Below are 12,629 nucleotides of genomic sequence, written 5' to 3'. Positions count from 1 at the left end.
TGACCGCCCCGGCGGGCTAAGCCTGCATCCCTGCCAACTCCCCTGCAGATTCCCCGGCAACCGCAGGCTCTCCCCGGTGCGGCTCGAACCTGACGAACATGGCCTTGAAGCCGGGGGTGTTGGATACGCGGGCCACGTTTTCCTTGTGGACCAGTGCGTTGGCTTCGGGGAAGTACGCGGCCGCGCAGCCCTTGGCGGTGGGATAGGCCACCAGGCGGAACTTGTCTGCCCGGCGGTCCACGCCCTGGAAGGTGCTGACGACGTCCACGAGTTCCCGGTCCTGGAATCCTTGCTCGGCGAGGTCCTCAGGGTGGATGAGGATCACGCGGCGGCCGCCGGAGATGCCGCGGTAGCGGTCGTCCAGGCCGTAGAACGTGGTGTTGTACTGGTCGTGGCTGCGGATGGTCTGCAGCACCAGGTGCCCCGGCGGCGGGGTGAGGTATTCCAGCGGGCTGACGGTGAACCGGCCGCGGCCGATGTCGGTGGCGAAGGAGCGGGTGTCGCGGGGCGGGTTGGGCAGCACGAAGCCGTTCTTGCTCCGCACCCGCGCGTTGAAGTCCTCGAAGCCGGGCAGGACCCGGGCGATGTGGTCGCGGATCACGTCATAGTCCTCGGCCATTGCCTTCCAGTCCACTGGGTGGTCCGGGCCAAAGGTGGCCTCCGCCATCCGTGCCACGATGACGGGCTCAGCCAGCAGGTGCTCGGAGACTGGGGTGAGGCGGCCTTGGGTGGAGTGGACCACGGACATCGAGTCCTCCACGGAGAGGAACTGTGCGCCGTTGGGATGCTTGTCGTCCTTGTCGGTGCGGCCCAGGGTGGGCAGGATCAGTGACGTGCGGCCGTGCACCACGTGCGAGCGGTTGGGTTTGGTGCTGATGTGCACGGTCAGCCCGATCCGCTGCATGCCCGCTTCCAGGGCCTCGGTGTCAGAGCAGGCGAGCGAGAAGTTTCCGCCCATGGACACGAATACGTCCACCTCGTCCCGTTCGAATGCCTCCATCGACTCCACGGCGTCGTAGCCGTGGTGCCGCGGGGAGGTGATGCCGAACTCGGCGTCCAAGGCCTGCAGGAGCCACTCCTTGGGTTTCTCCCAGATGCCCATGGTCCGGTCGCCCTGGACGTTCGAGTGCCCGCGGACAGGGCAGGCGCCGGCGCCGGGCTTGCCGAAGTTGCCCTGCAGCAGCAGGACGTTGACCATTTCCTTGATGGTGTCCACCGAGTGCGGCTGCTGCGTCACGCCCAGCGCCCAGCAGAAGATCGAGGCCTTGGACGCCTCCAGCATCGCCGCGACCTTCTCGATCTGGCCCCGGGTGAGGCCGGTGGCCTTCTCGGTTTCATCCCAGTCCAAGGTGCGCCGGGCTTCGCGGTAGGCATCGAACCCGTCCGTCTGGGCGGCAATAAAGGAATGGTCGACGACGGTCCCCGGATTGGCTGCCTCGGCCTCCAGCAGCAGGTGGCCGAGCGCCTGGAACAGCGCCAAGTCCCCGCCCACCTTGATCTGCAAGTACTCATCGGCCAACGGCGTCCCGCCGCCCACCACCCCGGAAACGGTCTGCGGGTCCTTGAAGTTGAACAGGCCGGCCTCGGGCAGCGGGTTCACGGCCACCACCTTGCCGCCCTTGTCCTTGCACTCCTTCAACGCGGACAGCATCCGTGGATGGTTGGTGCCGGGGTTCTGGCCCACCACGAAGATCAGTTCGGCGTCGTGGATGTCATCCAGGGACACCGTGCCCTTGCCAATGCCGATGGTCGGGTTCAAAGCCGAGCCGGAGGACTCGTGGCACATGTTGGAGCAGTCGGGGAGGTTGTTGGTGCCCAGGGACCGTGCGAAGAGCTGGTACAGGAATGCGGTCTCATTCGCGGTGCGGCCGGAGGTGTAGAAGACGCTGCGCTCCGGGGTGGTCGCCCGGAGGTGTTCACCGATCAGCTCGAAGGCATCAGCCCACGAGATCGGCGAGTAATGCGTCTCCCCTTCGCGGATCACCACCGGTTCGCTCAACCGGCCCTGGTTGCCCAGCCAGTACTCGGTCTTCTCCGAGAGTTCGGCGATGGAGTGCTGGGCCCAGAACTCCGCGCCCACGGTACGCAGGGTGTTCTCCTCGGCCACCGCCTTGGCGCCGTTCTCGCAGAACTCCGCCGCTTTTCGCTTCTTGTCCGATTCCGGCCACGCGCAACCGGGGCAGTCGAAACCGCCCCGCTGGTTCAACCGCAGCAGCGACTGCGCCGTCCGGGCCACACCCGCCTGCGCCACCGCACGCTCGAGCGCAACCATGACGGCCTTGACCCCGGCAGCTTCGGTCTTGGGCTTGTGGACTTCGAGGTTGTCCTCATTGATGTCCGCAACGGGGGCGGGCTGCTTGCCGAACTTCATCGTTCCAACGTCCTTACCGGCTTGTGCTGATGGATCGCCGGCGGAGGCGCGCCGGGTCCTCCCAGCGCGCCTCCGCCGGGCGCTTTCTTGACTTATGGTTACTGCGGGACCTTCGCCAGCGTTTCCTGTTCGGCGGCGATGGTGGTGTTGTCCCCATGGCCGGTGCGGACCACGGTGTCGGCGGGCAGTGTCAGCAGCCGTTCACGGATGGACGCCAGGATGGTGGGGTAGTCGCTGTAGGACCGCCCGGTGGCACCTGGGCCGCCGTTGAACAGGGTGTCGCCGGTGAACACCGTTCCCTCGCATTCCAGGTAGAAGCAAGTGGACCCGGGCGAGTGTCCCGGAGTGTGGATCGCACGCAGGGCCGCCCCGCCCACCTCGAATACGTCACCGTCGGAGTGGTAGCGGTCCGGTTTCGCGTCCAGGTATACCTGCTCCCAGAGCACCAGGTCCTCCTGGTTCAGCAGGATCGGTGCCTCCAGGGCGTCCGCCACCTCACGCGCGGCACCGATGTGGTCGTTGTGCGCGTGGGTGAGCAGGATGGCCTTCACCTTCCGGCTGCGGACCTGGTTGATGATCGCCGCTGCGTCGTGCGGCGCATCGATGATGATGCATTCCTCGTCATTGCCCACGATCCAGACGTTGTTGTCAACGTCCCAGGTGCCGCCGTCGAGCGAAAAAGTTCCCGAGGTGACCAGGTTCTCGATGGTGACGCTCATGCGGACGCCCCGGCAGGCTGGACCTCGACGACGGAGCGCAGCACCTTGCCCCCATGCATCCGTTCGAAGGCCTCTTCCACCTGGTCGATCGTGATGCGCTCGGACACGAACGCATCCAGGTCCAGGTTTCCCTGCTTGTAGTGCGAGACGAGCATGGGGAAGTCGCGGGAGGGCAGGCAGTCGCCGTACCAGGAGGACTTCAGCGATCCGCCGCGGCCAAAGACGTCCAGCAGCGGCAGCTCAAGCGTCATCTCCGGCGTCGGAACACCCACCAGCACCACGCGGCCGGCAAGGTCGCGGGCGTAGAAGGCCTGCTTGTACGTTTCGGGCCGGCCGACGGCGTCAATCACCACGTCCGCCCCGTGGCCTCCGGTGAGGGCCCGGATGGCTTCCACGGCGTCCTCCTGCTTGGAGTTGACCCCGTGGGTTGCACCGAGGGACCTGGCCATCCCGATCTTGTTGTCGTCGATGTCCACGGCGATGATCGTGGTCGCCCCCGCGAGCTTCGCGCCCGCGATCGCGGCAATCCCCACGCCGCCGCAGCCAATCACTGCCACGGACTCGCCACGCTTGACCTCCCCGGTGTTGATCGCGGCACCGATGCCTGCCATCACGCCGCAACCCAGCAGGCCCACCGCGGCAGCATCAACCTCCGGGTCCACCTTGGTGCACTGCCCAGCTGCCACCAGGGTCTTTTCCGCGAAAGCACCGATGCCCAGGGCAGGCGAAAGCTCGGTGCCGTCCTCAAGGGTCATCTTCTGCGTGGCGTTGTGCGTATTGAAGCAGTATTGCGGCTGGCCCTTGGCACACGCACGGCACTCACCACAGACCGCGCGCCAGTTCAGGATCACCCGGTCACCCGGGGCCACCTGGGTCACATCGGGGCCAACGGCACTGACAACCCCTGTGGCCTCGTGCCCGAGCAGGTAAGGGAAGTCATCCCCGATACCGCCCTGCTTGTAGTGCAGATCCGTGTGGCAGACACCGCAGGTCAGGATGTCCACCAGCGCCTCCCCCGGCCCCGGATCCGGGACCAGGATGGTCTCCAACGACACAGGGGCGTTCTTCTCCCGGACAACAACTGCTTGAACTTTGTGAACCATGGTTCTTGTGTTCCTTTCCTGGATCCGCCCGGATCCGTGAGTCGGCACCAACTGCCAATCTAACTGACAGGCCCGGCCCGGGGACCACGGCGCCTCAGCGTTCGAAGCGCAATGAGTTGCATAATAAACAACAGAATGCACATAGTGCCTACAGCAGAATATGGCAGCGACAAGACTCCATGTCAATAGATATATCAGTCTCCGAGCAGTTGCCTACCAGTGTGCCACTCCCGCCTCTCCGGGCCGGGAGCGCCAGGCATCCCCAGACACCCGTTTCCCGGAGCAAAACAGTGGGCAGTAGGCTGGATGGCATGTCTTTTGAAGAAACCCCCGCCGAGCGGCGCGAGGTTACCGTCCGCCGGGCACCCAAGTACGTTCCCTTCCTGGTGGTCGGAGCGCTGCTGGGAGCCGTCGCTGCCGCGGTGGTGGCGTACGGGGTGCCGGGGGACACCACCTTCGACCCCGGTGCGGTGTTCGGTTTCTTCCTGGTGATGTTCGCGGCCGCAGGGGCCATCCTGGGCGCCGGGCTGGCCCTCGTGCTGGACCGCCGCAGCGTGAAGCGCCAGCAGCGGGCGGTGGTGGAAGCCGTGCCGGATTCCGAACCGGATACCGACCCCCAGGCCTAGCAGGTCACAATCGGGCAGCCGGAAAAGTCCTACCCCATATCGTGCGATAATCGATCAGTGGCACGCGGCGATGGAAAACTTTCCCATGATCTTCTCCCCGGCGAAAAAGGCCCGCAGGACGCTTGCGGCGTCTTCGGCGTTTGGGCACCAGGCGAAGAAGTAGCAAAACTTACCTATTACGGGCTGTATGCACTGCAGCACCGCGGTCAGGAGTCGGCTGGCATAGCCACCAGCGACGGCAAACGGATCAACGTCTACAAGGACATGGGACTCGTCTCCCAGGTCTTCGACGAGACCACCCTGAACACCCTGACCGGGCATCTGGCCGTGGGCCACTGCCGCTACTCCACCACCGGCGCCAGCCACTGGGCCAACGCGCAGCCCACCCTCGGCGCCACCTCCACCGGCACGGTTGCCCTGGCACACAACGGGAACCTGACCAACACCGCCGAGCTCAACGCCATGATCAACGAACGCAACGGCGGCCAGCTCACCGGCGAAATGAAGCAGGGCAACACCTCCGACACCGCCCTGGTCACCGCTTTGCTTGAAGGCGAGCCGGGCAAGACCCTCGAAGAAACCGCCACGGAACTCCTGCCCAAGATCAAGGGCGGCTTCTGCTTCGTCTTCATGGACGAAGGAACCCTCTACGCCGCACGCGACACCTACGGGATCCGTCCGCTGGTCCTCGGCCGGCTGGAGCGCGGCTGGGTGGTGGCCTCCGAGCAGTCCGCCCTGGCCACCGTCGGCGCCAGCTTCATTCGGGAGATCGAGCCGGGCGAATTCATTGCCATCGACGAGGACGGCGTGCGGTCCAAGCGGTTCGCGGAGCCGACGCCGGCCGGTTGCGTTTTCGAGTACGTCTACCTCGCCCGCCCGGACGCCGCCATCGCCGGCCGCTCCGTCTACGAGTCCCGCGTGGAGATGGGCCGCCAGCTGGCCCGGGAAAACACGCAGCAGGCGGACATCGTCATTCCCGTACCGGAATCCGGTACCCCCGCCGCCGTCGGCTACGCCGAGGAATCCGGCATCCCCTTTGCGCACGGTTTCGTCAAGAACTCCTACGTGGGCCGCACGTTCATCCAGCCCTCGCAGACCCTGCGCCAGCTCGGCATCCGCCTCAAGCTCAACGCCCTCGAGTCCGTGATCCGCGGCAAGCGGGTTGTGGTGGTGGATGACTCGATCGTCCGCGGCAACACCCAGCGCGCCATTGTGCGGATGCTCCGGGAAGCCGGCGCCGCAGCCGTCCACGTCAAAATCTCCTCCCCGCCGGTGCAGTGGCCCTGCTTCTACGGCATCGATTTCGCCTCACGCGCGGAACTCATCGCCAACGGCGCCACCATCGAGGAAATCTCCCAGGCCATCGGTGCGGACTCACTGGCCTACATCTCCGAGGACGGCATGATCGGGGCCACCCGGCAGCCCCGCGAACGGCTCTGCACCGCCTGCTTCACCGGCAAGTACCCCATCAAGCTGCCGGACGCCGACAAGTTGGGCAAGAACCTGCTGGAGCGCACCGACCTTGGCGGCCTCAAGCCGTCCCCGGCCGCGCTTCCCGGCGAGACGGTCGCCCTGGCCGTTGATGCCGCGGAGGACCCGGCTGAGAAAGCCGGCGCCACCGGCTGCGATCCCGGACCGGACGCCGAATTCGAAAACCTGCTGACCGAAGCCGACCTCGTGCCCGACGTACACGCCGCCACCAGCGCCGACAAGAAGGACTCCGTATGACTTCCGCCAACACCGCCGCAGAAAACTCCGGCATCACCTACGCCTCCGCCGGCGTGGACGTTGAAGCCGGGGACCGCGCCGTCGAGCTCATGAAGGATGCCGTCAAGGCAACCCACAACTCCTCGGTGATCGGCGGGGTGGGCGGCTTCGCCGGCCTCTATGACGTCTCCAGGCTCCTGACCTACAAGAAGCCGCTGCTGGCCACCTCCACGGACGGCGTCGGCACCAAGGTGGCCATCGCCCAGGCCATGGACATCCACGACACCATCGGCTTCGACCTGGTAGGCATGGTGGTGGACGACATCGTGGTGGTCGGCGCCGAGCCGCTGTACATGACCGACTACATCGCCTGCGGCAAGGTGGTCCCCGAACGCATCGCGGACATCGTGCGCGGCATCGCCGCAGCCTGCTCCGTGGCCGGCACTGCCCTGGTGGGCGGCGAGACCGCCGAGCACCCGGGCCTGCTGGGCGAACATGAATACGACGTCGCTGGCGCCGCCACCGGCGTCGTGGAAGCCGACGCCCTCCTCGGCCCGGACCGCGTCCGCGCCGGCGACGTGGTGATCGGCATGGCCTCCTCCGGCCTGCACTCAAACGGCTACTCGCTGGTCCGCCGCGTCATCAACCACGCCGGCTGGGCACTGGACCGCCAGGTATCCGAACTGGGGCGCACGCTGGGCGAGGAACTCCTTGAGCCCACCCGCGTCTACGCAGCCGATTGCCTGGACCTGGCCCGCACCTTCCCGGTCAGCGCCGGCGCCGCCGTCCACGGCTTCAGCCACGTCACCGGCGGCGGCCTGGCCGCCAACCTGGCCCGGGTCCTCCCGCAGGGCCTGGTGGCAACGGTGGACCGCGCCACCTGGGAACTGCCCGCGATCTTCAAGCTCGTGTCCGAACTGGGAAATGTCCCGCTGCCCGACCTCGAGCGCACCCTGAACCTCGGCGTGGGGATGGTGGCCATCGTGTCCCCCGACGCCGCCGACGCCGCAGTGGCGCGCCTGAACGACCGGGGCCTGCCGTCCTGGATCATGGGCGCGGTCACGGAGGACTCGGATGCCATTTCCAAGTCCGGCCCCGATTACGTCCAGGGCGCCAAGGGCGTGGATGGCGGCGCCGTCCGCATGGTCAACGCCTACGCCTAGAGCCACCAACCATTGGGGTCCCGCACCGCACGGTGGGGACCCCTATGGTCTTAACTGACCTGGATGAGGCTGAGGATGCCGCCCTGCGGGTCCCGGATGGTGGTCAGTGAACCGTCAGCGGCATGCTCGTCCGGCTCAACGATGATTTCTCCCCCGGCCTGGACCGTTGCCGCCGCCGCAGCACGGACGTCCGCGGCGCCAAAGTAGACCTGCCAGGCTGCGTCCCCGCCTTCTTCGGCAGGAACGACGCCGGCCACCTCGGCACCGTCGACAAGCAGCGTACTGTAGCTGCCGCCGTCGTCCTGGGGATATTCGGTGACCTCGTGCCCGAACAGCTGCTGGAAGAAGCCCACCGCGGCCTGCGGCCCGGGCGTGGACAGTTCGGCCCAGGCCAGCGCCCCCGGCTCGTTGAAGAGATGGCTCCCGTAATGGGTTCCGGCCTGCCAGATCCCGGTGGTGCCGCCGCCGGGCGGGGCGAGGAACGCCAGCACGCCGGTAGCGCCCACCTGCTCCGGCCCGAACTGGACGGTCCCGCCGGCAAAAGCGGCATCGTCAAGGAGCGTTGTGGCGTCCGACGCCGCGAAATAGATGTTCCACCGGGCCGGCGTGCCGGGCGGCTGCAGGGGGCCCTGCGGCGCGATGGTGGCGACCAACCGGCCGTTCATGACGGCCTGCGCGTAACTGCGGCCGTCCGGAGTAGGAAAGTCCTGGTAGGTCCAGCCGAACACCCTGGCGTAGAAGTCCTTGGCGGCGGCGACATCGGGGGTCTGCAAATCCGCCCAGCAGGGCTCGCCATTGGCGTAAGTCGTCCGAACAGTCATCCGGTCAGGGTACCAACGCGGGAAAGCCCGCTGCCACCGGGTATCCCGGAAAGCAGCGGGCTTCCTCATGTCAGCGGTCACCCGAAAACGGGTACTAAAAAGGAGGTCCTGTGCCATCCCAACGCTGCGGGAAGGCACCTGCGGAGCTTGTAGCGCGTAGCTGCGGTACGGCCTGGAAATCCGGGGCCACGGCGGCTTTACGACAACTAGCCGATGCGACGGCTGTCAACCTCGTCGTCATCGTCATCCAAATCATCCGCGTACTTATCCACATAAGCCGAATAGTCCGGCTCGACCGGTTCATTCGAGTAATGGCTCGTTGAACGACTGCCTGGGCCCGTCAGCTCACGCTGAAGTGCCGAGTAATCAGTGTTCGGGGAGTAGTACTTGATGTCCCGAGCCTGCTTGGTAGCTTTTGCCTTTTGACGGCCGCGCCCCATGGCGTGACCCCCTTTTGTACTTGGACCGGAGGTGGTCACCTTGGCGATCGGTGAGGCCCCGGAATGTTTGGTCAATTTGTCGTACACCTAGATTACATGCTTTCGGCTGCCCCTGCTTGCCGCCCAGGGCCCCGGGACGGGGCGTGGGGTACCATGATGCACTTCGAGCCGCAGGAACACGGGATTTTTCTTCGCTAGAGTCACTTAAGAAGTGGCTGTTTCGCCCGGCCGTTGGCGAGCCGCGGCACACAAACCCAGGAGGATGCGCACCCGTGAACCACCAGGACATCCCACCCAAGCCTGCCTCGCCGCCGCGCACCGGCAGCCTGCCGGCGGCCCCACGCGGGGGCAGCGGTTCGGCGCCCGCCCCGGAAGATGTGACCTGGTCCCAGCGGGTCCCGGATCCCCCGCAGCGCCGGGCAGCCAACAGGGCCGCCTCCTGGAAGGTGTTCCTCATCGTCGTGATCGCGGCCGTCGCCGGCTCACTGACATGGCTTGCCGTGTGGTTGAACTCATCCTCCGGCGCGGAGAAGTCCGCGGCCGACGCGCCCGGAGTGCTGGAGACCACCGCCACCGCGCCGGCCACTCCCCAGCCGCTTCCACGCAACGGGGTGGCACCTGCCGCTTATGCGGTGGGCGACTGCTTCAAGGACTTCGATCCGGAAGCCCTGGCGTCCACCGTCGTCGCCTGCGATACCGGCCATTCGGCACAGCTGGTGGCAACATACCGCTACCCCGCCGGAGCCGCCTACCCGGGGGCTGATCCACTGAAAGCCAAGGCCCTGGAGGCATGCCAGGCGGCCACCCTCGGTCCGGCAGCCAACCAGTTCCACCTCAACTACCAGCGCAGCTTCCCCAGCAGCACCAGCTGGGATTCGGGCGACCGCCGGGTGGACTGCTACGTCACGGCCGATTCCGGCAACGTGATCACCGCCAGCGTGCTGCCCTGACGATCCGTCCGTCCAGGCAGCACGCCTGGGGCGTGAGTTTGGCCGCTAGTATTTCCGCCGAACGGACAAACCCGAGCTGGGGGCGCCTGTCAGCGTGTCCACCGCGCCCTCGGTCAGTTCGCCAAGGTCCGCCGCGGTATCAACCAGGACGGTGTCGCCGTCGCTGATATCCCCGGCCAGGATGGCCTTGGCCAGCCGGTCGCCGATCTCGCGCTGCACCAGCCGGCGCAGCGGGCGGGCACCGTACGCCGGATCGTAACCGGACAGGGCCAGCCACGCCTTGGCGCCGTCGGTGACCTCGAGGGTGAGCCGGCGTTCGTAGAGCCGGCGGCCCAGTTCGGCCACGTGCAACTCCACGATGTGGGCGAGCTCCTCCACCGTGAGGGCATCGAACAGGACCACTTCGTCGAGCCGGTTAAGGAACTCGGGCTTGAAGGACGCGTTGACGGTGGCCATGACGGCATGGCGCTTGGCTTCGGGGTCCAGGGTCTGGTCCACCAGGAACTGGCTGCCCAGGTTGGAGGTCAGCACCAGGATGACGTTCCGGAAGTCCACGGTGCGGCCCTGGCCGTCGGTGAGGCGGCCGTCGTCGAGCACCTGCAGGAGGATATCGAACACCTCGGGGTGCGCCTTCTCCACCTCGTCCAGCAGCACCACGGAGTACGGGCGGCGGCGGACCGCCTCGGTGAGCTGTCCGCCTTCCTCATAGCCGACGTAGCCCGGAGGCGCTCCGACCAGCCGGGCCACGCTGTGCTTCTCGCCGTACTCGGACATGTCGATGCGCACCATGGCGCGTTCGTCGTCGAACAGGAAGTCCGCCAAGGCCTTGGCGAGTTCGGTCTTGCCCACGCCGGTGGGGCCGAGGAACAGGAAGGAGCCGGTGGGGCGGTTGGGATCGCTGATTCCGGCGCGGGCGCGGCGGACGGCGTCGGAGACGGCAGCCACGGCTTTGGACTGGCCGATCAGCCGCCTGCCCAGCTCCTGCTCCATGTGGAGCAGCTTCTGGCTTTCGCCCTGCAGCATCCGGCCGGCGGGAATACCGGTCCAGGCCGAGATGACTTCGGCGATGTCCTCCGCCGTCACTTCCTCAGCCACCATCTGCGCCGGTTTGTCCGTCACGGCGGCCTCCGCCTCGGCAGCGGCGTTTAGCTCGCGTTCAAGCGCCGGAATTTCCCCGTACAGGATCCGCGATGCGGTCTCCAGGTCACCCTCGCGCTGGGCCTTGTCCGCTGCGGAGCGCAACTCGTCCAGCTTGGCCTTCAGGTCGCCCACCCGGTTGAGCCCGGCCTTCTCGGCCTCCCATCGCGCGTTCAGCGCCGAGAGTTCCTCTTCCTTGTCCGCCTTGTCGGCACGGAGCGCGGCGAGCCGTTCCACCGAAGCGGCGTCGGTCTCGCCCTCCAGCGCAAGCTCCTCCATGGTGAGCCGGTCCACCTGGCGACGCAGCTGGTCGATTTCCTCCGGAGCGGAGTCGATCTCCATGCGCAGCCGGGACGCGGCTTCATCCACCAGGTCGATTGCCTTGTCCGGCAGCTGGCGGCCCGAAATGTAGCGGTTGGACAGGGTTGCGGCGGCCACCAGGGCGGAGTCCGCGATGGACACCTTGTGGTGCGCCTCGTAACGCTCCTTGAGACCGCGAAGGATGCCAATGGTGTCCTCCACGCTGGGTTCGCCGACGTAGACCTGCTGGAAGCGGCGTTCCAGGGCGGCATCCTTTTCGATGTTTTCGCGGTATTCGTCCAGCGTGGTGGCGCCGATCAGGCGCAGCTCGCCACGGGCCAGCATGGGCTTGAGCATGTTGCCCGCATCCATGGAGGAATCGCCGGTAGCGCCGGCGCCCACCACCGTGTGGATCTCGTCGATGAAGGTGACGATCTGGCCGTCGGAGCCCTTGATCTCCTCAAGGACCGCCTTGAGCCGCTCCTCGAACTCACCACGGTACTTCGCCCCGGCCACCATGGACCCGAGGTCCAGGGAGATGAGCGTCTTGCCGCGCAGGCTTTCGGGGACATCGCCCGCCACCATCCGCTGGGCCAGCCCTTCCACCACTGCAGTCTTTCCGACGCCGGGTTCGCCGATCAGTACCGGGTTGTTCTTGGTCCGCCGGGACAAGACCTGGACCACGCGCCGGATCTCGGAGTCGCGGCCAATCACCGGGTCAAGCTTCCCGGCCCGGGCCATGGCAGTGAGGTCCGTTCCGTATTTTTCGAGCGCCTGGAAGGTGTTTTCGGGGTCGGGGCTGTCCACCTTGCGGTCCCCCCGGACCCCGGGCAAAGCCGCAAGGAGCGCCTCACGGGACGCGCCAGCGTCCCGGAGCAGCCGGGCGGCGGCGTCGTTGCCGGCCGAGAGGCCCAGCAGCAGCACCTCGGTGGACACGAAGCTGTCGCCCAGCCGGTCCGCTTCCTCTTTCGCGTTCTGGATGGCCTGCAGGGCGGGCCGGCTCAGCTGCGCCTGCTGGCTGGAGCCCCCCGACGTCGCGGGCAGGGCCTTGATGGCGCTGCTGGCCTGGACGCTGACGGCATCGGGATCGGCGCCGGTGGCGCGGAGGAGCGCGACGGCGACACCCTCCCGCTGGTCCATCAGCGCCTTGAGCAGGTGGGCCGGCTCCACTTGGGGGTTGCCGGCGGTGGAGGCATTCATTGCCGCAGCGGAAAGAGCCTCCTGGCTCTTGGTGGTGAATTTGACGTCCAAAGAGGGCTCCTTTCGGGGGCTTGATAACTAAGTTGAGTGTA

At 66.8% G+C, this 12,629-nt stretch carries 10 protein-coding genes; 4 read left to right on the top strand and 6 right to left on the bottom strand.

The genetic code is table 11. The annotated features are described in order from the left end of the window. Positions 1 to 16 precede the first annotated feature (16 nt). The 3 genes from QRM96_RS16585 to QRM96_RS16575 all read right to left on the bottom strand — a co-directional run bounded on the left by QRM96_RS16585 (position 17) and on the right by QRM96_RS16575 (position 4,193). Positions 17 to 2,371 carry an FdhF/YdeP family oxidoreductase gene (locus tag QRM96_RS16585; RefSeq protein ID WP_285320289.1) on the bottom strand — a complete coding sequence of 785 codons (2,355 nt, stop codon included), beginning with the start codon at positions 2,369 to 2,371 and terminating at the stop codon, positions 17 to 19. A gap of 98 nt (positions 2,372 to 2,469) precedes the next feature. Then, a complete protein-coding gene (locus QRM96_RS16580) occupies positions 2,470 to 3,090 on the bottom strand; it encodes an MBL fold metallo-hydrolase (RefSeq protein ID WP_285320288.1) in 621 nt (206 codons plus the stop codon). Next, entirely contained in the window at positions 3,087 to 4,193 is a 1,107-nt protein-coding gene (locus tag QRM96_RS16575) for an S-(hydroxymethyl)mycothiol dehydrogenase (protein WP_018760833.1), read from the bottom strand. Before QRM96_RS16575 ends, QRM96_RS16580 begins: the two co-directional genes overlap by 4 nt. Before the next feature lie 311 nt (positions 4,194 to 4,504). On the opposite strand from QRM96_RS16575, the gene QRM96_RS16570 reads away from it, so the two are divergent. The 3 genes from QRM96_RS16570 to purM are packed head-to-tail and all read left to right on the top strand — an operon-like array spanning position 4,505 to position 7,689. After that, positions 4,505 to 4,819, top strand: coding sequence for a hypothetical protein (locus QRM96_RS16570; protein ID WP_018760832.1), 315 nt, complete (start codon positions 4,505 to 4,507; stop codon positions 4,817 to 4,819). Between the two features lie 57 nt (positions 4,820 to 4,876). Then, the gene (gene purF / locus QRM96_RS16565; protein WP_018760831.1) at positions 4,877 to 6,547 is read left to right on the top strand and encodes an amidophosphoribosyltransferase; all 1,671 of its coding nucleotides are present in this window, start codon (positions 4,877 to 4,879) and stop codon (positions 6,545 to 6,547) included. Next, positions 6,544 to 7,689 (top strand): phosphoribosylformylglycinamidine cyclo-ligase, encoded by a 1,146-nt coding sequence (gene purM / locus QRM96_RS16560; protein ID WP_109045583.1) that lies wholly within the window; start codon positions 6,544 to 6,546, stop codon positions 7,687 to 7,689. The genes purF and purM overlap by 4 nt, the downstream gene beginning before the upstream one ends. 50 nt (positions 7,690 to 7,739) lie before the next feature. On the opposite strand, the gene QRM96_RS16555 is transcribed toward purM, so the two are convergent. Together QRM96_RS16555 and QRM96_RS16550 are read right to left on the bottom strand one after the other, a co-directional pair. Next, positions 7,740 to 8,510 (bottom strand): VOC family protein, encoded by a 771-nt coding sequence (locus QRM96_RS16555; RefSeq protein ID WP_285320287.1) that lies wholly within the window; start codon positions 8,508 to 8,510, stop codon positions 7,740 to 7,742. 206 nt (positions 8,511 to 8,716) lie between these two features. Then, positions 8,717 to 8,950: a DUF3073 domain-containing protein gene (locus QRM96_RS16550; RefSeq protein ID WP_018760828.1), complete on the bottom strand. Its 234-nt coding sequence runs from the start codon at positions 8,948 to 8,950 to the stop codon at positions 8,717 to 8,719. Positions 8,951 to 9,222: 272 nt separating this feature from the next. On the opposite strand from QRM96_RS16550, the gene QRM96_RS16545 reads away from it, so the two are divergent. Then, a complete protein-coding gene (locus tag QRM96_RS16545) occupies positions 9,223 to 9,900 on the top strand; it encodes a septum formation family protein (RefSeq protein ID WP_018760827.1) in 678 nt (225 codons plus the stop codon). A gap of 45 nt (positions 9,901 to 9,945) precedes the next feature. On the opposite strand, the gene clpB is transcribed toward QRM96_RS16545, so the two are convergent. Beyond that, positions 9,946 to 12,588 carry an ATP-dependent chaperone ClpB gene (gene clpB, locus QRM96_RS16540; protein WP_285320286.1) on the bottom strand — a complete coding sequence of 881 codons (2,643 nt, stop codon included), beginning with the start codon at positions 12,586 to 12,588 and terminating at the stop codon, positions 9,946 to 9,948. Positions 12,589 to 12,629: the final 41 nt, after the last annotated feature.

Source organism: Pseudarthrobacter sp. lyk4-40-TYG-27 (assembly GCF_030209295.1).
In the GTDB taxonomy this organism is placed as follows: domain Bacteria; phylum Actinomycetota; class Actinomycetes; order Actinomycetales; family Micrococcaceae; genus Arthrobacter.
Note: the sequence above shows the minus strand (reverse complement) of the source record. Positions and strands in the feature narration are given on the sequence as shown.